We start from the raw sequence: 22,977 nt of genomic DNA on the forward strand, positions 1-22,977 counted from the left end.
CGTGACGACGACGAACACCCCGGCGGCCCCGGCGACGGCGTCGCCGCTGCTGGAGATCACCGGGCTGAAGGTCGTCGCCGGGCCCCACCAGGTGGTCCACGGCGTGGACTTCGCCCTGCGCCCCGGCGAGATCCTCGGCCTGGTCGGCGAGTCCGGCTCCGGCAAGACGCTCACCGCGCTCGCCGCCAACCGGATGCTCCCGCCCGGCTGCCGCACCACCGCCGGCACCGTCCGCCTGGACGGCACCGACCTGCTCACCCTCCCCGAGGACGCCGTGCGCGCGGTGCGGGGCCGGCGGATCGGCATGGTCTTCCAGGACCCGCTCGCCTACCTCAACCCCCGGATGCCGATCGGCCGCCAGCTCGCCGAGGCCGCCCTGGTGCACGGCGCGAGCCGGGCCGACGCCCGGGCCCGCGCGCTCGAACTCCTCGACCTGGTCGGCATCCCCGAGCCGGGCCGCCGCTACCGCGACCGCCCGCACGAGTTCTCCGGCGGCATGCGCCAGCGGGTGCTGATCGCCATGGCGATGGCCAACCGCCCCGACCTGCTGATCGCCGACGAACCCACCACCGCCCTCGACCCCACCACCCAGGCCGGCATCCTCGACCTGCTCGTCCGGCTGCGCGACGAGACCGGCACCGCCGTCCTGCTGATCACCCACGACCTCGGCGTGGTCGCCCGCAGCTGCGACACCGTCCAGGTCATGTACGCCGGACGGATCGCCGAACGCGCCCCGGTCGAACGGCTGTCGGCGGCCCCCAGGCACCGGTACACCGCCGGGCTGCTGGCCTCGGTGCCCCGGCTGGACGGTCCGCGCGGCGTGCCGCTCGCCGTGATCGGCGGCCGCCCGCCGGCCGCCGGGGAGCAACTGCCGGGCTGCGCGTTCGCGCCGCGCTGCGCCGCCGCGGTGGAGCGGTGCGGGCAGGAGACGCCCGGGTGGGTGACGGCGGGGGAGCACGGCTTCGCCTGCCACCGGCCGGTGGCGCCGGGGGAGGAGCCGCCGGGGGAGAAGCCGCCGGGGGCGGCCGGGGAGCCCGTCGACCCGGAGGAGACCGCCGCGCCGGCCGGCGCCGTCGAGCCGGTCCTGGTCGCCGAGGACCTCACCGTCCGCTACGGCCGCCGCGGCGCGCCCGCGCTCGACGGCGTCGGCCTCGCCGCCGCGCCCGGCCGGGCCGTCGGCGTGATCGGCGAATCCGGATCCGGGAAGTCCACGCTGGCCCGCGCCCTGCTCGGGCTGCTGCGCCCGCAGTCCGGCAGCGTCCGGGTCGACGGCCGTTCCTGGGATGCGGCCACCCCGGCCGAGGAACGCGCGCTGCGCCGCCGGGTGCAGTTCGTCTTCCAGGACCCGTACGCCTCGCTGAGTCCGCGGATGACCGTCCGCGACGCCCTCGCCGAACCGCTGCTCGCCCACGGGCTGCCGCTCGGCCGGATCGACGAGCTGGTCGAACTCGTCGGCCTGCCGGGCGCGTTGCTGGACTCGCTGCCGCACCGGCTGTCCGGCGGGCAGCGCCAGCGGGTGGCGATCGCCCGGGCGCTCGCCGTCGGCCCGCAGGTCCTGGTGGCCGACGAGCCCACCTCCGCGCTGGACGTCTCGGTGCAGGCGCAGATCCTCAACCTGCTGCTCGACCTGCGCCGCCGCACCGGCATCGGCCTGGTGTTCATCTCGCACGACCTCGCGCTGGTCCGTCACCTCTGCGACGAGGTGCTGGTGATGCGGCACGGCCGGGTGGTCGAACAGGGCCCCGCCGAGCGGCTGTTCACCGCGCCCGAGCACCCGTACACCCGTGAGCTGCTGGCCGCCGCCGGGCAGCACGGAACCCCGACCCACCTCCGAGGAGCGCCATGACGCCGACCGCCCGCCCGTCCCGCCGCCAACTCCTGCTCGGCGCGGGCTCCGTGACCGCCCTGACCGCGCTCGGCGCGGCCGGAGCGACGCCCGCCGCGGCCGCGCCGAACCGCCCCTCCGGCACCCCCGAGGTGACCGGACTCGGCCCCGGCAACGCCGACTTCCCGCTGATGAGCGCGACCCTGATCGGCGAGACGCTGTGGATCGGCTCGCGCAACCTGGCCCCGGCCAGGGTGGTCGGCTACCACGTGCCGACCGGACGGGTCACCGGCACCGCGACCCTGCCGACCGGCAACTTCGTGCAGGGCTCGGCCGCCCACGGCGGCCTGCTGTACCTCGGGGTGACGGACGCGCCGAAGGCCGTCAACCTCTACCGCTTCGACCCGGCCGACGGCAGCGTGCGCGGCCTCGCCGCCGTGCCCGGCGCCGACGTGCGGGACGTCGCGGTCGCCCCCGACGGCGTGGTCTTCGCCACCGGCCGGCAGAAGGGCCGGGCGGCCGGCCCCGGCCTGTACGCCTACGACCCGGCGAGCGGCGTGCTCACCGAGGTCGCCTCACCGGCCCCCGGCGCCACCCAGGGCCGGGCCGTCGAGGCCACCGCCACCCACGCCTACCTGGGCGTCGGCAGCAACCTCGCGGGCGGCGGCGGGGCCACGCTCGCCTCGCTGTTCGCGGTCGAGCGGGCCACCGGGCGGGTCACCGACATCACCCCGCCGGAGCTCGCCGCCGACACCATCGTGCGTCAGATCACCGCCCTCGGCGACGACCTGCTCGCCGTCTCCACCGAGGGCAAGCCCGCGCACGTCGCGCTGCTGGACCCGGCCACCCACACCGTGCTGCGCTCCTTCGCGGTGCCCGGCACCAAGAGCGTCACCAACTTCCAGCGCCTCGGCGACACCGTCTGGTTCACCTCCACCGAGCACGGTACGGTCTGGCGCCACCGGCTCGGTACGGACGGCCCGGAGGCCTTCGCGGTGCCGGTCCCGGACGGCAACTCCTGGGGCCTCGGCCGGATCGGCGACACCCTGGCCGGCGTCACCGAGGGGGGCACCGCCTGGACCCTCTCCACCGCCACGGCCGCCGTCACCACCACCGACCTGGTGGCCGCCGGCGCGCCCGCCGAGGCGCAGCTCGGCATGTCGCTGGCGGCCCGGTACGGCCGGGTGTACGTCGGCGGCAACGGTTCGGTCGCGCTGCACGACCTCGATGCCGGGACGGTGCGCAAGCTCCCGGTGCCCGGCGAGGCGAAGGACACGGTGGTCCTCGACGACGGCACCCTCTACCTGGGCGTCTACTCCTCGCAGGGGATCTGGCGCTACCGGCCGTGGGCCGACGAGGCGCCGGTCCAGGAGGCGGCGCTGCCGCAGGAGCAGAACCGGCCGCAGACGGTGCGCTGGGACGCCGAGCACGGGCTGCTGCTGCTCGGCGTGCAGGCCGACACCACCGGCGGCGGCTCGTTCGTCACCTACCGGCCCGGCAGCGGGCGGCCCACCGTGCACGTGGACCCGCTCGGCCCGGAGCAGCTGGTGCGCGCGGTGGCGGCCGGGCACGGCCAGGCCTTCCTCGGCGGAGACAACGCCAGGACCACCGGCCCGCGCGGCGACCTGGCGGCCTGGGACCCGGTGGCCGGGCGCGAACTGTGGCGTACGGCCACCGACTTCGGCTCGGGCATCAGCAGCCTGGTGGTGCACGGGCGCCGGCTGTTCGGGATCACGGTCAACGGGCAGGCCTTCGCCGCCGACCTGCGCACCGCCCGGCCGGGCCGCCCGCCGGTGATCGACGCCAGGGCCGACCTGCGGGCGGTCACCGCGGCCAACCCGAGGCTGCTGGTGGCCCGCGGCCGGGTCTACGGGATCAGCGAGAAGACGCTGTTCCGGCTGGACCCGGTGACCCTGGCCGCCACCGTGCTCGTCCAGGTGGACGCCGAGTGGTACAGCGGCGCCCGGGTCGCGGCCGACGAGGACGGCGTGCTGTACACCCTGCGCGGCCGCGAGCTGATCGCCGTCCGGGAACGGTAGGACGGGGGCCCGCGCGGACGCACCGGGCCGGCCCGCGGTGCCCGCCATGGGGGGCGGGTACGCCACGGCGCCCCCGGAACCGCCGGGCGGCGGGGGCGAGCTGAACCCGGGCACGGCGGCGACCGTCGGTGCGCCCGCCGGTGCGGTGACCGCGATCGGTGTCGGCGCGTGCGGGACCATCACGGCGACCGCCGAGCCGATCCGCAGCCGTGCGGACCTCGCCCGTGCCCGCCGGGAGAGGGTGGCCGAGGTGTCCGCCGCCTCCCCCGGTGCCGGGCCGGAACCCGTGCCGGGGGGAGGCGGCCTGACGGAAGCGGGTGCCCGGGCGGTGCCCTCCGCACCGGCGGCCGGGGGAGCGGCGCGGGTGACCGCCACCGCGCGGCGGACAGGCGCGCCGCGCTGAAGCGGCGGCTCGCCGAGGAACGGGCGGCGGAGGGGCTGCGGGCGTGGTGGGGCCGGGCACCTGCCCGGGCCGCTGCACCTGCCCGGGCCGCTGCGCCCGGCCGGCCGTCAGCCGGCCGGCGTGAGCGCGTCGAAGGCGGCCGCGCCGGGCTCGTCGAGCAGCGCGAGCACCGCCGCCCGCACATGGCGGGCCATGTCCACGGACCGGTCGAAGAGCCACTGCGCCTGGAGCCCGTCCATCAGTGCGGTGAGCCGCACGGCGGCCTCCTCCGGATCCACGTCGCCGCGCAGGTGGCCGGCCTCGCGGGCCGCGCGCAGGGCCTGGGCGGTGCCGCGCCGGATGCGCTCGTAGCGGTCGGCGAAGTAGGCGTGGGCGGGGTGCTCCGGGTCGGAGGCCTCGCCGGAGAGCCGGACGAACAGTTCGATGAGCCCGGGAACCAGCTCGTTGTGCCCGGCGAGGTCCACCATCCCGCGCAGCACGCCGAGGCCGCCGCCGAGCCGGGTGTACGGCCGGAAGCGCTCCCGGTCGAGGCGGTCACGGTCCTCCAGCACGGCCTGGAGCAGCGCGTCCTTGTCGGGGAAGTAGCGCAGCAGACCGGCCCGGGAGATGTCGCACGCGGCGGCGAGGTCGAGGATCGTGACGGCCCTGAACCCGCGCTGGGCGAAGTGCTCGGCGGCGGTCTGGATGATCGCGGCCCGGCGGGCGCGGCCCTTGGCGTAACCGCCGGACACCGCTGCCGCCCCGGCTCCTGAGGTGGTCATGGGGGAACGGTAGCAGGGTTGCTTGACAGAAAGCTACACGTGTGTAGCAATTGGGCCCACGCCACGCCGTCGTGGCAGGTTCCCCTAGGAGCTCCCCCATGCTCGACTCCCCCTCGCTGCCCGCGGAGGCCCCCGCTCCGCAGGCACCCCCCGGCTTCGTCCGAAGACTGGCCCTCGGTCAGTTCGGCATGTACCTGGCCGTCCTCGCCCCCGTGATGGGCGGACTGTCGGTCAAGATCCAGGACCTGGTCGGCCTGGACGACGCCCCTGCCCAGCTCGGGCTGGTGACGGGGACCGGCGCGCTGTTCGCCCTGGTCGGCCAGCCCCTCGCGGGCCGCCTCTCCGACCGCTGCACCTCCCGCTTCGGGATGCGCCGCCCGTTCCTGGTCGGCGGCGTCGCGGTCATGGCGGTGGCCCTGCTGGCCTGCGCCCTGGCCCCGAGCATCCCGCTCCTGCTGATCGCCTGGTGTGCCGCCCAGGGCGCCGCCAACGTCGCCTTCGCCGCCGCCGGGGCGACCGTGGCCGACCACGTGCCCGAGGCCAGGCGCGGCAGCGTCTCCGGCATCGTCGGCGCGGTCACCCCGATCGGCATCATGGTCGGCTCGGTCCTGCTCTCCGTGCTGCCCGGCGACGTCCTGCGGTTCGTCGTGCCGGCCGCCATCGCCGTCGTCCTCGGCCTCTGGTTCGCCGCCCGGCTGCCCGACCGGGTCCGCACGGCCCCGCCGGACGAGCCGCTGAACGTGCGCAGCCTCCTGCTCTCCTTCGTCTTCGACCCGCGCAAGCACCCGGACTTCGGCTGGGCCTGGCTGAGCAAGTTCCTCATCATGCTCGGCTACGGCGCCCTGGCCGGCTATCTGACCCTGTTCCTGGCCGCCGAGTTCGGCATGGACGACACCGACGAGCAGCTGCGCTACAACGCCCTGGCCAACGGCCTGAGCGTGGCCACCCTGGTCGTCGCCAGCATCGTCGGCGGGGTGCTGTCCGACCGGGTAGGCCGCCGCAAGCCCTTCGTGATGGGCGGCGGGCTGCTGATGGCGGCGGTCCTCGCCGTGGTGACCGTCACCCCGTACCTGGGCGACGCCGGCCTGGGGACCCTGCTGGTCCTCGAAGCGGTCCTCGGCATCGGCGCCGGCCTGTTCTTCGCCGTCGACAACGCGCTCGCCATCAGCCTGCTGCCCAGCCAGGACGACACGGCCAAGGACCTCGGCGTGCTCAACATCGCCAACGCCCTTCCGAGTTCGCTCTCGCCGTTCCTGGCCGGCGTGGTCGTCATCCCGGTCGGCAACGCCCTGCTCGGCGGAGCCGGCTACTCCCTCTGGTTCGGCCTCGCCGCCGTGTTCTGCCTGGTCGGAGCGCTTCTCGTGACCAGGATCAGAAGCGCGGCCTGACCGCACCCGCTCCAGGACCCCCCGCGTTACCCCCCCCGCACCCGCCCCAAGACCCCCCGCGTTACCCCCCCGCACCACCCAGAAAGGCCCCCTCATGAGCACCGACGCCCGTTTCCCCTACCAGGACCCGACCCTGTCCGTCGACCAGCGCGTCGAGGACCTGCTGAGCCGCCTGCCGCTGGAGGACAAGGCCGGCCTGATGTTCCACCCACTGGGGACCATCGGTGCCATGGACGACCCCGGCCACTTCGGCATGCCGTCCATGGCGGCCCTGCTGGAGCGGCGCATCAACCACTTCAACATCCTCTGGGCGACCGACGCGCGCTCCCTCGCCGCCTGGCACAACAACCTCCAGCGCGCCGTCCTCGACCGGCCGCTGGGCATCCCGGTGACCATCTCCAGCGACCCGCGCCACTCCTTCACCGACAACCCCGCCACCGCCCTGCTGGCCGGTCCGTTCTCGCAGTGGCCGGAACCGCTCGGCTTCGCCGCCGTCGGCTCGCCCGAGCTGGTGCGCCGCTGGGCGGACACGGTGCGCCGCGAGTACCTGGCCGTCGGCATCCGGGTCGCGCTCCACCCGCAGATCGACCTCGCCACCGAGCCGCGCTGGGCGCGCATCAGCACCACCTTCGGCGAGGACGCCGACCTCACCTCGAAGCTGGCCGTCGCCTATGTGCGCGGGCTGCAGGGCGAGGAGCTCGGGGCGGAGTCGGTCTCGGCGATGGCCAAGCACTTCCCGGGCGGCGGCCCGCAGTTGAACGGCGAGGACCCGCACTTCCCGTACGGCCGGGAGCAGGTCTACCCGGGCGGCAGGTTCGACTACCACCTGGAGCCGTTCAAGGCCGTCATCGAGGCCGGTGTCGCCCAGATGATGCCCTACTACGGCATGCCGGTCGGCACCGAGTACGAGGAGGTCGGCTTCGGCTTCAACAAGGGCGTCATCACCGGGCTGCTGCGCGAGCGGCTCGGCTACGACGGCATCGTCTGCACCGACTGGGCGATCCTCAACGACAAGTTCTGGGGCGTGGAGGAGCTGACGTACGAGGAGCGCATGCTCAAGTCGCTGGAGGCCGGGGTCGACCAGTTCGGCGGCGAGATCCGCCCGCAGGCGCTGGTGGACCTGGTCAAGGCCGGGAAGGTCGCCGAGCGGCGCATCGACGACTCGGCCCGCCGGCTGCTGCGCGAGAAGTTCCGGCTCGGCCTGTTCGACCGGCCGTACGTGGACGAGGCCGCCGCCGAAGCGCTGGTGGGCGCGGCCGGGGCGCGCGCCGAGGGCCTGGCGGCCCAGGCGGCCGCGACCGTCCTGCTGGCCAACGCCGCCGAGGGGCCGGCCCGGCTGCCGCTCGCCCCGGGCGGCCCGAAGGTCTACGCGGAGGGCGTGTCGGCCGAGGTGCTGGGCGGGCGCGCGACGCTCGTCGCCACGCCGGAGGAGGCGGACGTGGCGGTGCTGCGCCTGGCGGCGCCGTTCGAACCGCGCGGCGAGGAGGGCGCGCTGGAGTCCTTCTTCCACGCGGGCTCGCTGGACTTCCCCGAGGAGGAGATCGAGCGCGTGCGGCGGATCTGCGCCACCGTGCCGACCGTGGTCGACGTGTACCTGGACCGCCCGGCGATCCTGACCGGGATCGCGGGCCACGCCGCCGCGCTGACGGTCAACTTCGGGGCGGAGGAGCGCGCCTTCGTGAAGGTGCTGTTCGGCGAGGAGCGGCCGCAGGGCTCGCTGCCGTTCGACCTGCCGTCGTCGATGGCGGCCGTCGAGGCGAGCCGCCCGGACGTGCCGTTCGACACCGCCGATCCGCTGTTCCGCTTCGGGCACGGTCTGCGCTACGAGGGCTGATCCGCCCCGCGCACCGGCCCGCCCCGCGCACCGGCCCGCCCCCCGCGCACCGGCCCGCCGCCGCTCCGGTGGCGGGCCGGTCGCGCTCAGCCGAGGGCCCGGCCGACCAGGGACAGCGTGGCCATCGACACCAGGGTCGAGGCCAGGACGGTGTCCCGGGCGAAGGCGGCCCCGTGGTCGTACTCGCGCGCGTAGGTGAACACGTTCTGCGCGGTCGGCAGCGCCGAGAACAGCACCACGGTCAGCAGCTGGTGCGGCGGCAGGCCGAGCACCAGCGCGCCGACCGCCCAGGCCGCCAGCGGCTGGACGACGGTCTTCAGCGCGACCGCCGTCCCGACCTCCAGGCAGCGGGAGGCGCCGGTGACGGCGGGCGGGTGGCAGAGCGAGAGACCGAGGGCGACCAGCGCGGTCGGCACGGCCGCGCCACCGAGCAGTTCGCAGGACCGGTGCAGCTCGGCGGGCGGGTGCCACCCGGTCGCCGACACCACGGCGCCGAGCCCCACCGCCAGCAGGATCGGGTTGCGCAGCGGCAGCGTGAGCGCGGCCCGCAGGCCGGCCCGCCCGGAATCCAGCACGGTCAGCACCGCCGGGGTGACCACCAGGATCTGGAACAGCACCACCGGGCCGACGAACGAGGCGTCCCCGAGCACCTGGGTGGCCACCGGGATGCCCAGGTTGGCCGAGTTGACGTACCCGGCCGCCATGCCGCCGAGCGTGCGCTCCGGCACCCCGCGCCCGAACAGCCGGTGCGCGGCGAGCAGCCCGAGCCCGCCCGCCACCACCGTGCTCGCGGTGAACGCGACCATCGAGGCGTTGGCGAACCGGTCCAGCGGGGTGCGGCCGATCAGCAGGAACAGCGCGGCGGGCATCGCGGCGTGGAAGACGAACCGGTTCAGGACCTGCTCCGCGTGCTCGCCGAGCAGCCCGCCGCGGCCGAGCAGGTAGCCGACGCCGGTCAGCGCCCAGATCGGGGCGAAACCGGACAGCAGCGGGTGCAGGCTCGTCATGGCTTCCTCGGCGCGTTCGTCGGTGCGGGGGCTCGGACGGAACGCCGGAAGTCAACCAGGCGTGCGAACGGCCGCCGCGGGCAGGCCCCCGGCCGGACGGCGCGACCCGGAGCACAGGGCCTACCATGGCGGCGTGGATCACCTGAGCCTGGCCGAGGTCGAGACGATCGCCCGGCGCGCACACGCGGGGCAGACCGACAAGAACGGCCGCCCCTACACCGAGCACCTGGCGGCGGTCGCCCACGGCGTGGCGCGCCGCGGCGGCAGCGAGGAGCAGATCGCGGCCGGCTGGCTGCATGACGCCATCGAGGACGACGCGCTGACCCGCGAGTGGCTGGCCGCCGCCGCCCTCAGCGACACCACCAAGGCCATCGTGGACGCGCTCACCAAGCGGCCCGGCGAGCCGCTGGAGGAGTACACGGCGCGGATCCTGGCCACCCCCGGCGCGCTCGTCGTCAAGCGGGCCGACCTCGCGCACAACTCCGACCCGGCCCGGCTGGCGAGCCTGGACCCGGCCACCGCCGAACGCCTCGCCGCCAAGTACCGCCGCACCCGCGATCTGCTCGGGCTGGATCCCGCCTCCGACTGACGGACCGTCAATCCCCTTCGGCGGGCGGCAGGAAGCGCGCGAACGGATCACCGGTCCGGGCGCAGTGCCCGGCCAGCAGCGTGCGGAAGCGGTCGAGCAGGGCCGCATGCCGGGCGTCCACCGCCAGGTTGACCATCTCACCCGGATCCCCGGCGAGGTCGAACAGCTGCTCCCGGTGGTCGCCCCAGGCGTAGCAGACGTACTTGTGCCGCCCGTCCCGGATCATCCGGCCGAGGGCGTTGTTGAACCCGGGCAGCTCCCAGCGGGTCTCCACCACCACGGTCTCCCGGGGCTCCGGCGCGCGCACGCTGCGCCCGGGCAGGCCCGGCGGCAGGGGGATCCCGGCGAGGTCGCCGAGGGTGGGCAGCAGGTCGGGCCCGGTCGACACCAGCCGGTCGCTGACCTTGCCCGGCGTGCTGCCGGGGCCGCTGACCAGGAACGGCACCCGCACCGACTCCTCGAACAGCGCCCACTTCTGGTTCCAGCCGTGCGCGCCGGCGCCGTCGCCGTGGTCGGCGGTGAACACCACGACGGTCTCCCGGCCGGTGGTGCGCTCGTGCGCGCGCAGCGCGTCCAGCACGGTGCCGAGGTGCGCGTCCACCCGTTCCACCAGCGCGTAGTAGGCCTGCCGGTAGCGCCGCCAGTCGTCCTCGCGCCACTCGGCGGTGGGGTGGGTGTGCGCCCAGGCGCGCTGGGCGAGCCGGGGGAGCCGGGCCTCGTAGGGCGCGGGCGGGAAGTTGGCGGGCAGCGGCGGGCACTGCGCGACGGGCGGCGGTGCGGGCAGCGGGCCGCTCTTCGGCTGCTGGCCGCGCGCCCATTCGCAGATGCCGTGCGGCTCCAGGAAGGAGAGCACCAGCAGGAACGGGCGGGGGCGGGGCCGGCTCAGGAATCCGGCCGCGGCGCGGGCGAGTCCGGCGTCGTCACCGGCCGGGTGGATGCGGCGGAAGCCGCGGCCGGCGGGCAGGTCGAGTTCGGGGAGGTGCCACTTGCCGCCGTAGGCGCAGTCGTACCCGGCCTCGGCGAACACCCGGCCCAGCAGCGGTTCCGGCGCTTCGCCGCCGGGGCCGGCGGCCTCGTTGCCGGTGAAGGCGAGCGCGCTGGGCAGCTGCCCGGTGAGCAGGCTGGCCCGGGAGGGCGCGCAGAGCGGCTGGGCGCAGTACGCCTGCCGGTAGCGGGTGCCGGCGGCGGCCAGCGCGTCCATGTGCGGGGTGGCGAGGTGCGGGTTACCGGCGGCGCTCATCGCGTCGGCGGTCTGCTGGTCGGTCAGGACGACCAGCACGTCGGGGCGTCGGTCCTCCACGTCAGGCCATCCGTTCGTAGCCGTGGCGGTCGAGGGCCCGGTGGAGCGGCCCGCCGAGGGCCCACCGCTCGAACTCGGCGGTCACGAGGTCCCCGAGGCGCCGCCGCTCCAGGGCCTGGCTGCCGGCCAGGTGCGGGGTGACCACGACGTTCGGCAGGGTGAACAACGGCGAGCCGGGCAGCGGTGGTTCGGGGTCGGTGACGTCCAGCACGGCGAACAGGTCGGGCCGTTCGGCGAGCACGGCGAGCAGGGCCGGCTCGTCGAGCACGGCGCCGCGCGCGGTGTTGACGAGCGTGGCACCGGGCTTCATCGAGGTGAGCAGGCGCCGGCCGACCAGCCCCCGGGTCTCCGGGACGAGCGGGGTGTGGACGCTCACCACGTCGGAGGTGGCGAAGAGTTCGTCCAGGCCGACCGCCCGCACCCCGGGCGGCGGCGCGGCGTACGGGTCGTGGGCGACCACCCGCAGGTCGTAGCCGCGCAGCCGCTCGCAGACCAGCCGCCCGATGGCGCCGAGCGACAGCACGCCGACGGTGGCGCCGTACGCGCCGGGGGCCCGGCCGACCCGGACGGGCGCGCGGGCGGCGCGGGCGGCGAGCACGTGCCGCCAGCCGTCCTTGAGCGCGTAGACGATCTGCGCGACGGTGAACTCGGCGACCGGTACGGCGTTGGCGTGGGCGGCGGTGACGATCGGGATGCCGGCCGCCCAGAACTCCTCGGTGACGATCCGGCGCACCGATCCGGCCGCGTACAGCACCAGGGCCAGCCGGGGCATCCGCTCCAGTGCGGCCGCGTCGAGCACGGGCCCGCCCCAGCCGGTGCACAGCACCTCGACGTCGCGCAGGGCGTCCGGCGCCGCGGCGAGCCGCTCGGGGGACCAGACCCCGCCGGGGGCGTCCGGGTCCGCGACGAGGTCCGCGCGTGCGAGCACCCGGGCGCGCGCCTCGGGGCCGTAGACGTCGGGGAACCGGGCCGGGTCCATGGCGAAGGCGGCCGTGAACATCCGGGTCTCCTTGGGTCGAGTGGCCACGAGGAGTTTCTATCACACTGAGAAATAGTGGGGCGGGGCGCGGCCCCGAGGCGGCCCGGCCCGGACGGGTCCGTGGGTTCAGCGGGTTCAGCGGGTTCAGCGGGTGATGAAGGTGGCCCCGTCGACGAGCCGGACGGCCGCCGCGGCGGCGCCCACCAGCTCGGTGGTGGTCGAGTGCACCATCATCAGCCGCGGCAGCACCGGCACCCGGCCCTGCAGCCGGGACTCGATCGCGGGCAGCATCTCGCCGCCGCTCTCCCAGAGCAACCGCCCGCCCAGCGCGACGAGTTCGGGCCCCAGCACACTGGTCAGATTGGCCACCAGCAGGGCCAGGTCGTCGGTGAACTCGTCCACCAGCCGCACCGCCGCCGGCACGCCCTCGCGGGCCAGCCGGAACAGCTCGGCCACCCGCTCGGCGGACGATCCCGACACGGTGAGCCCGGCCTCGGCGATCCGCCGGTCCACGGCGTGGTCGCCGATCCGCGCCTGGGTGTCCCCGGTGCGGCCGAGCGGGCGGTCCAGCGCCCGGCGGTCGCCCATCAGGTACCCCAGCGCCCCCGCCGACCCCAGCCGGCCCCGGTGCAGCCGGCCGCCCAGGACGATCCCGGCGCCGACCTCGATCCCGACCACCACGGCGGCGAGGTCGCCCACCCCGGCGCCCGCCTCGCCGTGCTGGACGGCCAGGGCGACCAGGTCCACGTTGCTCTCCACGGCCACCGGGACGCTCAGCCGCTCCTGGAGCAGGGTGCGCAGCCGCAGCCCCGGCCAGTCCAGCGCCGGGGCGAACTCCACCAGCCCGGTCCGGTCCCGGACCACCCCGGGCACCCCGACCACCAGCGCGCGCGGCGCGCCCGCGTGCCGGGCGGCCCACGCCCGCAGCCCCTCGACCAGGGCGAGCAGCGGGCCGGTGAGGTCCTCGGCGGACGGCTCGCGCCCGCGCTCCGGCCCGAGGCCCGCCGCCCAGTGGTGCTCGGCCTCGTGCAGCACGGCGCCGTGCAGGTCGGTGACCACCCCGACGATCCGGCGCGGGCGCATCGCCACCGCCAGGACGGTCTGCGCCCCGGCGTTGTACCGGATCAGCTGCGGCGGCCGGCCGCCGCTGGACGGCGCCCGCTCGGCCTCGACCACCACCAGACCCGCCGTCCGCAGCACCTCGACCAGCCGGTGCACGGTCGCCGTCGACAGCCCGCTCTCGGCCGCCAGCCGCTGCCGGGACAGCGAGCCGTGCCGGCGCAGCACCTCCAGCAGCACGGTCTGGTTGACCTGCGCCACGGTCTGCGTGGTGGCGGTCGCCGGGGTGCGGGGGGACTGGGGCACCGGATGCTCCTCGGGCGGGGCCGGGCGGAGCCCGAGCGCTGGGCGGGACTTCGTCTCGGCCCGAATATATCCGAGCGGCCCCGCCGTGACCGGCCCGGGAACGCCCGAAGGCCCGGCCGCGCGGATTGCGCGCGGCCGGGCCGTCGGTCACCCCGGTGGTCCCTGTCCGACCCCGGGGTGAGGGGGGACAGATGGTCCGGTGAAGTCGGGTACTGCTCCTGGTCGGCTTAGTACCAGTGGTGGGTCTGCCAGAACGCCCAGGCGTTGTTCGGGCTGCCGTAGCGCTCGTTCATGTAGTCCAGCGCCCAGCGGATCTGGGTGGTGGGGTTGGTCTTCCAGTCGGCGCCGTGCGAGGCCATCTTCGAACCCGGCAGCGCCTGCGCCAGGCCGTACGCACCCGAGGACGGGTTGACCGCGGTCACGTTCCAGCTGGACTCGTGGGCGATGATCTGGCTGAACGAGTTGAGCTGGTTGGCCGGGACGATCTGTGCGGCGATCGTCTGCGGCGTCGCGGCCGAGGCGGTGGCGGGCACCAGGCCGGCACCGAGGGCGGTCACGGCGGCGGCACCGGCGAGAACGGCGGCCGAGGTACGCATACGAAGCTTGAAAGCGGGCATGAAGAACAAGACCTCAATCAGGTTGGGCCGGCGTTCGCCCCGCCCGGACCGTGGCCGGACAGGGGCCGTAACGGTCGCGGGGCGTGCGCCGGACAGTCGTGGTGAAGAGCCGCACCCCGGTGGGACAGGTACCGGGTGCGGCCGGCGACGAGACCCATTGTTGCCAGACCGGTTCGGCCGCTGCCAAGACCCGTCCGCTACGACGCCCGGTCGTAGCGATCTCGCGCGCCGTCGATTCGAAGGCCCCCCGCCGAGGCCCCTGACCTGCGGCGGCGCCACCCCCGCCCCGGTATCGGCCCGAGCACTACCGCCCGTCGTGCCGAGGGAATCCTTGTGAGCGCACTCACCGCCCGCCGCCCCCGGACGTCACCCACCGCCACGGCCGGCTGCACGCCGAGTCGCGGTGGATCTGAGACCGGCACCACAACGGGGGTGCCGGGGTGGGGACTTCGCGCGGCTGCGGGCGACCTCGTACGACGTCGCGCGGCGGCGCCCCTCGTGCCGATGCCCCGCCGAGGGCCGCGGATGGATTCCGCGACACCCGGCGGGGCATCGGTGCGGCACGCCGCCCGGGCGGGCCGGTCAGCCGGTTCTACGCCCGCGCCGGCTCACCGGCCTGGCCGGTTCAGTGGTTGCGGCGGTGCCTGCTCAGGGCGAGGACGAGGGCGCCGACGACCAGCAGGGCGCCTCCGATCCCCGCCACCGTCGTGACGGCGGTGCCGGTGCGGGCGAGGATGCCGGTCGGTCCGGACGGCTTCGGCGCCGCGGGCACCGCGGGCGCCGGTGCCGCCGGGCTGCCGGGCTCGACCTTCACCGTGGCGGTAGCCTCGGCGGAGGCGGCCCCGGCGCCGGTGGCGGTGGCGGTGTTGACGACCTTGCCCCGCTGGGCGTCCTCGGCCGTGACGGTGTGCGGCTGGGTGGTGCACGTCATCGTCGCGCCCGGGGCCAGGCTGGTCCCGGGGCAGGTCACCGCACCGGCGGTGGGGTCGTCGACCTTGATGCCGGTGACGGTGGCGGTGCCCTGGTTGGCCACGGTCAGCCTCCACTCGATGCGGTCGCCGGTGTCGGTCCTCCCGTTCCGGTTGACGTCGACGACCTCGGCGGACTTGCGGAGGTCGAGTGCGCCCCGCCCGTCGGACGGGACGATGACCCCGGACGGCGGGGAGACCGGGGGCTCGCCCTTGGGCGGGGTGCCGGTGGCCGTGGCCGTGTTCCTGATCGTTCCGGCGTCGACGTCGGCCCGGGTCACCGTGTAGGTCGCGGTGCAGGTGACGGTGGCGCCGGGCGCCAGCGCAGTGGTCTCCTTCGGGCAGATGACGGGGGAGAGCTTGCCGGTGCCGGTGAACTCGCTCTCGGCGACCTTGACGTCCTTGACGGTGACGTTGCCGGTGTTGGTGACGGTGAAGGTGTAGGTGACCCTCTCCCCGGCGACGAGTCGGCCGGGCTTCTCGGTCTCGGCGGACTTGACCACCGCGAGCGCCGGCTTCGGCGCCTGCGGCAGCTCCACTTCGGACGGCGGGGAGACCGGCGGCTCGCCGCGCGGCGGGGTGCCGGTCGCGGTGGCGGCGTTCTTGATCGTTCCGGCGTCCACGTCGGCCTGCGTGACCGTGTACGTGGCGGTGCAGACGACGGTGGCGCCGGGTGCGAGCGAGGCGGCGCCGCTCGGGCAGGTGACGGGGGAGAGCGTGCCGCTGCCGGTGAACGTGCCCTCGGTGACCTTGACGTCCTTGAGGGTGACGTTGCCGGTGTTCTTCACCTCGAACGTGTAGGTGATCGCCTCACCGGCGACGAGCTTGCCGGTCGAGGCCGACTTCAGCACGGTCAGCTTCGGGTCGGACGGCGCCGGGACGATCACCTCGCCGGGCGGGGAGACCGGCGGCGGACCGGTCGGCGGGGTGCCGGTGGTCGTGGCGCTGTTCTTGATCGAGCCGGCGTCGACGTCGGCCTGCGTCACCGTGTAGCCGGCGGTGCAGGTCATCGTCGCGCCGGGGGCCAGCGAGGCGGCCTCGGCGGTGGGGCAGGTGACGGGGGAGAGCGTGCCGGTGCCGGTGAACGGGCCCTCGGTGACCTCGACGTCCTTGAGGGTGACGTTGCCGGTGTTCTTCACCTCGAACGTGTAGGTGATCGTCTCGCCGAGGACCAGACCGTCGGGCCGGCTGCTGGAGGCGGTCTTGGCGACCGTCATCGCGGGGGCCGGGGGCTGGGTGATGGTGACCTCGGACGGCGGGGACACCGGCGGCGGTCCGGTCGGCGGGGTGCCGGTGGCGGTGTTCTTCAGCGAGCCCGCGTCCACGTCGGCCTGCGTCACGGTGTAGCCGGCGGTGCAGGTGACGGACGCGCCCGGCGCGAGCGAGGCGGCGCCGCTCGGGCAGGTGACCGGGTCGAGCGTGCCGCTGCCGGTGAACGCGGTCTCGGTGACCTTCACGTCCTTCAGCGTGACGTTGCCGGTGTTGGTGATCCGGAAGCTGTACGTGACCTTCTCACCGGTCACCAGCTTGCCGGTGGAGGCGCTCTTGACCACGGTCAGCGCCGGGTCCGACGGCGACGGGACGGTCACCTCGGACGGCGGGGAGACCGGCGGGGGGCCGGTCGGCGGGTTGCCGGTGCCGGTCGCGGTGTTCTTGATCGAGCCCGCGTCCAGGTCGGTCTGGGCGACGGTGTAGGTGGCGGTGCAGGTCAGCGACGCCCCCGGGGCCAGCGGACCGGCCGGGCAGTCGACGGCCGGCGGCGTGCTGCCCGAGAACGCCGTTTCGGTGACACCCGGGTCCGACAGCTCGACGTTGCCGGTGTTGGTCAGCACGAAGGAGTACTTCACGCTGTCGCCGACCTTGCTCACGGTGCCCGGGTCGGCCGACTTCTTCACCGTCAGCGCGGGGCCACGGCGCAGGTCTTCACCGAGGACTGGTTGTTGCCCGGCGTCGGGTCCTGCTCATTGGCCAGCACCGAACCGGTGTTGGTGACGCAGCCGGTCATCGTGGCGGGGCTGTCCGCCGTGATGGTGATGGTGTTCTCGACCCCCGCGAGGGTCCGCCCGCCGACACACGTCACCGTGTTGCCGGCCACGGTGCAGCCGGGCGTCGCGGTCTTCACGTTGGTGAGCGGCGCGGGGACGGTGTCGGAGACGGTGTAGCCGCTGGCGTTGCCGGGCCCGTTGTTCTTCACCTTCAGTGTGTACGTCACGACGGTGCCCGGCTTCACCAGGTCCGGTCCGCTCTTGACGAGCGAGAAGTCCGTGGGCAGACCGGCCGAGGCCGCACCGTCGTTGTTGCCGCTGGACGGCCCGGGCGACGTGGAGACGAGGGTGAACGTGGGGTTCGCCGCCGCCGGATTGGTGATCTTGACCTGGTACACGGTTCCGGACGAGTTGTCGGAGACGCCGATGTTGCCGTTGCCGAACGTCCAGGCGGCGCCGAACCCCGAGGCACTCGCCTTCACGGGAGAGGGGAAGGCCGTGACCGTCTTGGTCGCACCGAGGAGGTCGAACCGCATGATCGTGCCGTCGGGGGCGGCGCCCCAGAAGAATCCGCCCGCATACGTGAAGTCGGACACGGTCGCCACCATGGGCAGCTTGAACGTCTCGATGATCTGGCCGGTGGTGACATTGATCCGCCAGGCCGTGTCGCCCCCGCTCCAGGCGGCGTAGAGGCTGCCGTTCGGCGCGAACGCGCCCACGTTCGGCCAGCCCTGCGCGAGGCCGGTTCCCGAGCGGGTGACGACACCGCCCTGCCCGATGCGGACGATCGTGCTGTCGGCGGCGATCCCGTACAGGTAGTTGTCCGCCGGGTTGTAACTGATGGCGTTGTAGCCCATCGCGGCGGCGGTGCCCTCCGGTTGGAAGGTGACACTGCCGGACGCGCCGGTGACTGCCTTGTAGAGGCGGGTGGGAATGTCCTGCGCGATGAAGACCTGGGGGTCCGCAGGGTTGAACGGGTCACCCGCCGCCGCGTGCGACTGCGGCGCGGAGAGGAACGGGATCGTGAGGGAGCCTGCTCCGATCAGCAGGGCCATCACCAGCAACCCGATGAGTGAGCGGCGCGGCCGCCCCCGGTGCCGCCCCGGGCGGCGAGTCACGGCGCTCACGCGATCCCCTCCGGCACGTGCGGCGGTATGGATACGGGTATCCGCTTTGACCAGTTCACTTCGGACGTCCCTCCAGGTCGGAAGCTTCGGCGCGCACGGCGTCAGACCTCCGTGCACGCACCGGGATCAGGGCAGTGGGGACCTGATCCCGAGAGGGGAGTTAAGCACCGAATCATGGAAATTTGTCGCATGTGTGAACAAACTATCGACGTGTCTGATTTGGGTGGTTGATCCGGCATCGGCCCACCGCCGGTACCGCCCCCAGCACGTCGCCCCGCCGGGCGTGGGCCCGGCGGGGCGACGTGGGGGCCGACCAGCTGTTCATCTGACGGTCAGGCCGGGGGCAGGACGTCCCCCAGGCGGCGGTGGCGGGTGGCGCGGGCGGTGAGGCGGGTGGCTTCGGGGGTGGCGGTGAGGGTGGTGAGGGCGGCGGCGACGGCGCTGCCGAGGCGGGCGCAGAAGGCGGCGGGTTCGTCGGCGGCGTCGGGGAGTTCGGGGACCACGGTGTCGACCAGGCCGACGGCGGCGAGGTCGTGGGCGGTGATGCCCTGGCTGCGGGCGAGGTCGGGGGCGTGGCCGCCGTCGCGGTGGACGATGGCCGAGGCGCCCTCCGGGGGGAGCGGGGCGAGCCAGGCGTTGGCGGCGGCGAGCACGCGGTCGGCGGGGAGGAGGGCCAGGGCGCCGCCGCCCGAGCCCTGGCCGAGGAGGACCGCGAGGACGGGGGTGCGCAGCGCGAGCAGGGTGGTGAGGCAGTGGGCGATCTCGACGGCCACGCCGTCCAGCTCGGCCTGGACGGAGAGCTCGGCGCCCGCCGTGTCGACCACCGTGACGAGGGGCAGGCCGAGCTGTTCGGCGAGGCGGGCGGTGCGGCGGACGGCCCGCAGGTCGGCGGCGGTGAAGGGGCGCTCCTGGGTGCCGGTCCGGCGCTGCTGGCCGACGACCACGGCGGGCTGCCCGTCCAGCACGGCGAGCGCGCGGACCAGGGCGCCGTCCCGGCCGCCGGGGGAGTCGAGGAGCACCAGCTCCTCGGCGGTGCGGCGCAGCAGCTCGCGGGTGCCCGGGCGGTCGGGGCGGCGGGTGCGGAGGACGGCCTGCCAGGCGTCGGGGCGCTCGGCCGGTTCGGCGGTGGCGGGCGCGGCGGCGGGTGAGACGGCGGGCGCGGCGGGGGGCAGCGCCCGGCGGGTCAGGACGGACAGCGAGCGGCGCAGCACCTCGCGCAGTTCCTCCGGTGCCACCACCGCGTCGACGAGCCCGCGCTCCGCCAGCGTCTCGGCGCGCTGCACCTCGGGCGGCAGCTCCACGCCCCGCAGTTCCTCGTACACGCGCGGGCCCAGGAAGCCGAGCCGGGCCCCCGGTTCGGCGAGGACCAGCTGCCCGAGCGTGCCCCAGGACGCGAACACCCCGCCCATGGTGGGGTTGCGCAGATAGGTGAGGTAGGGCAGGCCCGCCGCCCGGTGCGCCTGGACGGCGGCGGTGATCCGCAGCATGCAGAGGAAGGCGGCCGACCCCTCCTGCATCCGGGTCCCGCCGGAGACCGGCAGGGAGATCAGGGGGAGGCGTTCGGCGGTGGCCCGTTCCACAGCGCGGGTGATCCGTTCGGCGGTGGCCACGCCGATGGACCCGCCGAGGAAGCCGAACTCGGAGGCGACCAGGGCCACCGGCTCCCCGCCGATCCGGCCGACACCGGTGAGCACCGCCTCGTCCACGCCGGTGCGCTCCCGCGCCCGGGCGAGGCTCGCCCGGTAGCCGGGGTCGGCGGGAGCGGGGTCGCCGGCCGCCGGTTCGTCCCGGCTCCGGTAGCTGCCGGGGTCGACCAGCAGCCCGATCAACTGCTGAGCCGTCAGGGAAACGCCCATCTGTTCCACCCCATCGCCCGATCCGGATCCGCGCCGAGGAAGATCACCCTAGGCGGAGGGCGGAGCGGGCAGGGGGATTGGGCGCCGGGTGTGAGGAGACCGACAGCCTCGCCGCGGCGCCCCGGGCGAGATCGAGCGGCGCGGGAACGGGGCCCGCGGGTACGGTCGGCGCCTGGACGACCTGCCCGAGAGCCTGGACCGCGAGGTTCTCGACCGCGACATCCTCGACCGCCGGATCGTCCGCGCCGTCAAGGCGATCACGGACGCGTCCGGCTGCACGCTCCACGCGGCGCTGGACGTCTTCGTGCGCCGCTACGAGGAACTCCGCCGCGACCGGCCGGACGACTTCCGGCCGAGCCGCGAGGAGTACGGGCGCGACGTCTGCACCTGAGCCTCCCGCACCGCCTCGCGGGCCGACCTCCCGCACTCCCCGCCGGCCCCGGCCCCGGCCACTGCCCCGCCCGCGCCCGGCTACACCGGCGGCTGCGGGTCGTACTGGATCCCGTGCCGGACCTGCCGGGCCCGCTCCACCGAGGCGAGCCGGGCCACCAGGTGCAGGGACATGTCCATCCCCGCCGAGATCCCCGCCGAGGTGATCACGTCCCCGTCGTCGACGAACCGGTCCTCGCGCCGCACCTCGGCGGTCGGCTCCAGCTCGGCCAGCAGGTCGAGCGAGGCCCGGTGCGTGGTGACCGGCCGCCCGCGCAGCAGACCCGCCTTCGCGTACACCAGCGCGCCGGTGCAGACGCTGGTCATCAGCGGCACCGACGCGGCCAGCTCCCGCACCCGCGCCAGGTGCTCCTCGTCCGCGAGCAGCGGCCGGGTGCCCTGCCCGCCCGGGTGCACCACCACGTCCGGGGCGGGCATCGACGCCCACGAGTGGTGCGCCTGCACGGTGAGTCCCTTGGCGCACTCCACCGGCCCGCCGTCCCGGGAGACGCACGACACCCGCCAGCCGTCCTCGGGGAAGTTCCGCGTCCAGTAGGCGAGCACCTCCCACGGGCCGATGGCGTCCAACTCCTCGACGCGGGGGAACAACAGGATCGCGATCTGGCGGAGCCGGCCGGGCGGCCCGCCGGCCTGGGTGCTGGTGTCCATGGCCCCGGATTCAAGCAGGGTCCCGGTGCTTCCGTCCGGGAATAAACGCCCGGGTTGCTAGGGTCGGGGCATGGCGACGAGCAGAACGGGCGGCGGACCGAACCCCCCGGGGCGGTTGCGGCGCGACGCGCAGCGCAACCGCGATCTGCTGCTCGCCACCGCCCGCACCCTGTTCGCGGACCACGGGCTGGACGTGCCGCTCGACCAGATCGCCAAGGAGGCGGGCGTCGGCAACGCCACCCTCTACCGGCACTTCCCGACCCGCGAGGCACTGATCGGCGAGGTCTTCGCGGACGCCGCCCACCTGCTGGACGAAGCCGGCGCCGAGGCGCTGGCCGCCGAGGACGCCTGGAGCGCGATCGAGCACTACTTCGCGCGGATCTTCGAAGTGGTCGCCGCCGACCGGGGCATCAACGACCTGGTCACCCAGGCCATCCCGACCGTCCCCGGGATGATCGAGATCAGCCGGCGCAACGCCGTGACGGTCGGCGCGCTCGTCGCCCGCGCGCAGGAGCAGGGCAGCATGCGCGCCGACGTGGTCACCATGGACCTGCTGTTCATGCTCGGCCCGCTCTGCCGCGCCCTGCCCGCCGCCGCCGACCTGCGCCCCGACCTGTGGCGCCGCCACCTCGCCCTGCTGCTCGACGGCTTCCGCGCCCGGGCCGCCCACCCGTTGCCCGTCCCGCCGATCGGCGAGGAGCACCTCGACCGGATGTTCGCCGACCTCTGGGAGGCCGACGGGCCCGGCGCGGCGTAGGGCGCGTCAGGAACCCGTACGGACCGGCCCCGCCCGCGTCAGGGCTCCGTCAACGAACCGCCCGTCCCCGTCCTCCCCGGCTTGGCTGGACCCGACGACACCGGCCACCACCCCTGAGGACGGACAGCACCATGGCGGACGAGCCGACCGAGCGGACAGACCTCCCCGGCACACCCCGCGAGCCCGAGGACGACGGCCGCGGCCGCGTCGTCGTCGGCGTCAGCGGTTCGCTCGGCAGCCTCGCCGCCCTGCACCGCGCCGTCGCCGAGGCCCGGCGGCTGGACGCCGAGGTCCTCGCCGTGCACTGCTGGACCCCGGCCGGCGGTGAGTTCGGCTACCGCCGCGCGCCCTGCCCGCCGCTCCTCTCCGCCTGCCGCGACGCGGCCACCGCCCGGCTGCGCGACGCCCTGGACCGGGCCTTCGGCGGCGCCTGGGCGGGCGTGCGGCTGCGCAGCATCGCCGTCCGCGGCGAGACCGGCCAGGCCCTGGTCCGCTGCGCCGACCGGCCGGACGACCTCCTCGTCCTCGGCGCCGGCAGCCGCGGCGCCCTCGCCCGCGCCCTGCGTCCCTCCGTCACCGCCTACTGCACCCGGCACGCCGGCTGCCCGGTCCTCGCCGTCCCCAAGCCGCCGCTCCAACGCGAACTGGAAGCCCTGCGGCGCCACCCCCGCACCCGCCTGACGGTCACCGCCTGACCGCGCCCCGGTCCGGTTCGGGCACCCGTTCTGAGCTGGTAGTGTTCTTCCTGTCGCGAGGGAGATGATCTCTCGTCAGGCGTCAGTGGTGCTACCAGAGCACGTCCCACTTTCAGTGGGGAGAGTCCGTGCGACCCGGGCCTGGCGCTCCAAGGTCGGAAGGGCCCGGTACCTGTTTCAGGTGCCGGGCCCTTTCGCGTGCGGGGTGGGTTGTTGTCGGGGGTTTGCCCGTGGTTCGGGCAGGTGTTCCGGGCTGGTAGTGTTCTTCCTGTCGCGAGGGAGATGATTCCTCGTCAGGCGTCAGTGGTGCTACCAGAGCACGTCCCACTTTCAGTGGGGAGAGTCCGTGCGACCCGGGCCTGGCGCTCCAAGGTCGGAAGGGCC

17 protein-coding genes are annotated in these 22,977 nt (G+C 75.0%); 7 read left to right on the forward strand and 10 right to left on the reverse strand.

Annotated elements, in window-relative coordinates; translation table 11 throughout:
- Position 1 precedes the first annotated feature (1 nt).
- Together ACFXAM_RS05870 and ACFXAM_RS05875 are read left to right on the forward strand one after the other, a co-directional pair.
- The gene (locus ACFXAM_RS05870; protein WP_380287775.1) at positions 2 to 1,846 is read left to right on the forward strand and encodes a dipeptide ABC transporter ATP-binding protein; all 1,845 of its coding nucleotides are present in this window, start codon (positions 2 to 4) and stop codon (positions 1,844 to 1,846) included.
- A complete protein-coding gene (locus tag ACFXAM_RS05875; protein WP_380287777.1) occupies positions 1,843 to 3,864 on the forward strand; it encodes a PQQ-binding-like beta-propeller repeat protein in 2,022 nt (673 codons plus the stop codon). Before ACFXAM_RS05870 ends, ACFXAM_RS05875 begins: the two co-directional genes overlap by 4 nt.
- 510 nt (positions 3,865 to 4,374) lie before the next feature.
- On the opposite strand, the gene ACFXAM_RS05880 is transcribed toward ACFXAM_RS05875, so the two are convergent.
- A complete protein-coding gene (locus ACFXAM_RS05880; protein WP_380287779.1) occupies positions 4,375 to 5,028 on the reverse strand; it encodes a TetR/AcrR family transcriptional regulator in 654 nt (217 codons plus the stop codon).
- Between the two features lie 98 nt (positions 5,029 to 5,126).
- Between ACFXAM_RS05880 and ACFXAM_RS05885 the strand changes: the two genes are divergently transcribed.
- Both ACFXAM_RS05885 and ACFXAM_RS05890 read left to right on the forward strand, forming a co-directional pair.
- On the forward strand, positions 5,127 to 6,416 hold the full coding sequence (locus ACFXAM_RS05885; RefSeq protein WP_380287781.1) for an MFS transporter: 1,290 nt from the start codon (positions 5,127 to 5,129) through the stop codon (positions 6,414 to 6,416).
- A gap of 94 nt (positions 6,417 to 6,510) precedes the next feature.
- Positions 6,511 to 8,250: a glycoside hydrolase family 3 protein gene (locus ACFXAM_RS05890; RefSeq protein WP_380287783.1), complete on the forward strand. Its 1,740-nt coding sequence runs from the start codon at positions 6,511 to 6,513 to the stop codon at positions 8,248 to 8,250.
- Positions 8,251 to 8,336: 86 nt separating this feature from the next.
- Here ACFXAM_RS05890 and ACFXAM_RS05895 read toward each other — a convergent pair whose 3' ends face one another.
- On the reverse strand, positions 8,337 to 9,257 hold the full coding sequence (locus tag ACFXAM_RS05895; protein WP_380287785.1) for an AEC family transporter: 921 nt from the start codon (positions 9,255 to 9,257) through the stop codon (positions 8,337 to 8,339).
- 133 nt (positions 9,258 to 9,390) lie between these two features.
- Between ACFXAM_RS05895 and ACFXAM_RS05900 the strand changes: the two genes are divergently transcribed.
- A complete protein-coding gene (locus ACFXAM_RS05900; protein ID WP_380287787.1) occupies positions 9,391 to 9,846 on the forward strand; it encodes an HD domain-containing protein in 456 nt (151 codons plus the stop codon).
- A 7-nt stretch (positions 9,847 to 9,853) separates the two neighbouring features.
- Here ACFXAM_RS05900 and ACFXAM_RS05905 read toward each other — a convergent pair whose 3' ends face one another.
- From ACFXAM_RS05905 to ACFXAM_RS05940, 8 genes are all read right to left on the reverse strand, one after another.
- A complete protein-coding gene (locus ACFXAM_RS05905; protein WP_380287789.1) occupies positions 9,854 to 11,146 on the reverse strand; it encodes a sulfatase in 1,293 nt (430 codons plus the stop codon).
- Position 11,147: 1 nt separating this feature from the next.
- A complete protein-coding gene (locus ACFXAM_RS05910) occupies positions 11,148 to 12,173 on the reverse strand; it encodes a hydroxyacid dehydrogenase (RefSeq protein ID WP_380287791.1) in 1,026 nt (341 codons plus the stop codon).
- Positions 12,174 to 12,269: 96 nt separating this feature from the next.
- Entirely contained in the window at positions 12,270 to 13,490 is a 1,221-nt protein-coding gene (locus ACFXAM_RS05915) for an ROK family transcriptional regulator (protein WP_380287793.1), read from the reverse strand.
- Between the two features lie 227 nt (positions 13,491 to 13,717).
- Positions 13,718 to 14,107, reverse strand: coding sequence for a transglycosylase SLT domain-containing protein (locus ACFXAM_RS05920; protein WP_380287795.1), 390 nt, complete (start codon positions 14,105 to 14,107; stop codon positions 13,718 to 13,720).
- Between the two features lie 625 nt (positions 14,108 to 14,732).
- Entirely contained in the window at positions 14,733 to 16,943 is a 2,211-nt protein-coding gene (locus ACFXAM_RS05925; RefSeq protein WP_380287797.1) for a hypothetical protein, read from the reverse strand.
- 29 nt (positions 16,944 to 16,972) lie between these two features.
- A complete protein-coding gene (locus tag ACFXAM_RS05930; RefSeq protein WP_380287799.1) occupies positions 16,973 to 18,187 on the reverse strand; it encodes a DUF11 domain-containing protein in 1,215 nt (404 codons plus the stop codon).
- 332 nt (positions 18,188 to 18,519) lie between these two features.
- Entirely contained in the window at positions 18,520 to 20,043 is a 1,524-nt protein-coding gene (locus ACFXAM_RS05935) for a carboxyl transferase domain-containing protein (protein ID WP_380287801.1), read from the reverse strand.
- 471 nt (positions 20,044 to 20,514) lie between these two features.
- Positions 20,515 to 21,141, reverse strand: coding sequence for a DJ-1/PfpI family protein (locus ACFXAM_RS05940; RefSeq protein ID WP_380287803.1), 627 nt, complete (start codon positions 21,139 to 21,141; stop codon positions 20,515 to 20,517).
- Between the two features lie 70 nt (positions 21,142 to 21,211).
- On the opposite strand from ACFXAM_RS05940, the gene ACFXAM_RS05945 reads away from it, so the two are divergent.
- On the forward strand, positions 21,212 to 21,898 hold the full coding sequence (locus ACFXAM_RS05945) for a TetR/AcrR family transcriptional regulator (RefSeq protein ID WP_380287805.1): 687 nt from the start codon (positions 21,212 to 21,214) through the stop codon (positions 21,896 to 21,898).
- A 131-nt stretch (positions 21,899 to 22,029) separates the two neighbouring features.
- Complete coding sequence (locus ACFXAM_RS05950; RefSeq protein ID WP_380287807.1) at positions 22,030 to 22,593, forward strand: universal stress protein; 564 nt, start codon at positions 22,030 to 22,032, stop codon at positions 22,591 to 22,593.
- The last annotated feature ends 384 nt before the right edge of the window (positions 22,594 to 22,977 follow it).

It is taken from the genome of Kitasatospora sp. NPDC059462 (assembly GCF_042749955.1).
Lineage (GTDB): Bacteria > Actinomycetota > Actinomycetes > Streptomycetales > Streptomycetaceae > Kitasatospora.

What these genes read in the sequence shown, in the direction of transcription:
- ACFXAM_RS05875 (WP_380287777.1), top strand. Translation starts at nt 1,843, where the DNA reads ATGACGCCGACCGCCCGCCCGTCCCGCCGCCAACTCCTGCTCGGCGCG.
- ACFXAM_RS05880 (WP_380287779.1), bottom strand. Translation starts at nt 5,028, where the DNA reads ATGACCACCTCAGGAGCCGGGGCGGCAGCGGTGTCCGGCGGTTACGCC.
- ACFXAM_RS05885 (WP_380287781.1), top strand. Translation starts at nt 5,127, where the DNA reads ATGCTCGACTCCCCCTCGCTGCCCGCGGAGGCCCCCGCTCCGCAGGCA.
- ACFXAM_RS05890 (WP_380287783.1), top strand. Translation starts at nt 6,511, where the DNA reads ATGAGCACCGACGCCCGTTTCCCCTACCAGGACCCGACCCTGTCCGTC.
- ACFXAM_RS05895 (WP_380287785.1), bottom strand. Translation starts at nt 9,257, where the DNA reads ATGACGAGCCTGCACCCGCTGCTGTCCGGTTTCGCCCCGATCTGGGCG.
- ACFXAM_RS05920 (WP_380287795.1), bottom strand. Translation starts at nt 14,107, where the DNA reads ATGCCCGCTTTCAAGCTTCGTATGCGTACCTCGGCCGCCGTTCTCGCC.
- ACFXAM_RS05935 (WP_380287801.1), bottom strand. Translation starts at nt 20,043, where the DNA reads ATGGGCGTTTCCCTGACGGCTCAGCAGTTGATCGGGCTGCTGGTCGAC.
- ACFXAM_RS05940 (WP_380287803.1), bottom strand. Translation starts at nt 21,141, where the DNA reads ATGGACACCAGCACCCAGGCCGGCGGGCCGCCCGGCCGGCTCCGCCAG.
- ACFXAM_RS05945 (WP_380287805.1), top strand. Translation starts at nt 21,212, where the DNA reads ATGGCGACGAGCAGAACGGGCGGCGGACCGAACCCCCCGGGGCGGTTG.
- ACFXAM_RS05950 (WP_380287807.1), top strand. Translation starts at nt 22,030, where the DNA reads ATGGCGGACGAGCCGACCGAGCGGACAGACCTCCCCGGCACACCCCGC.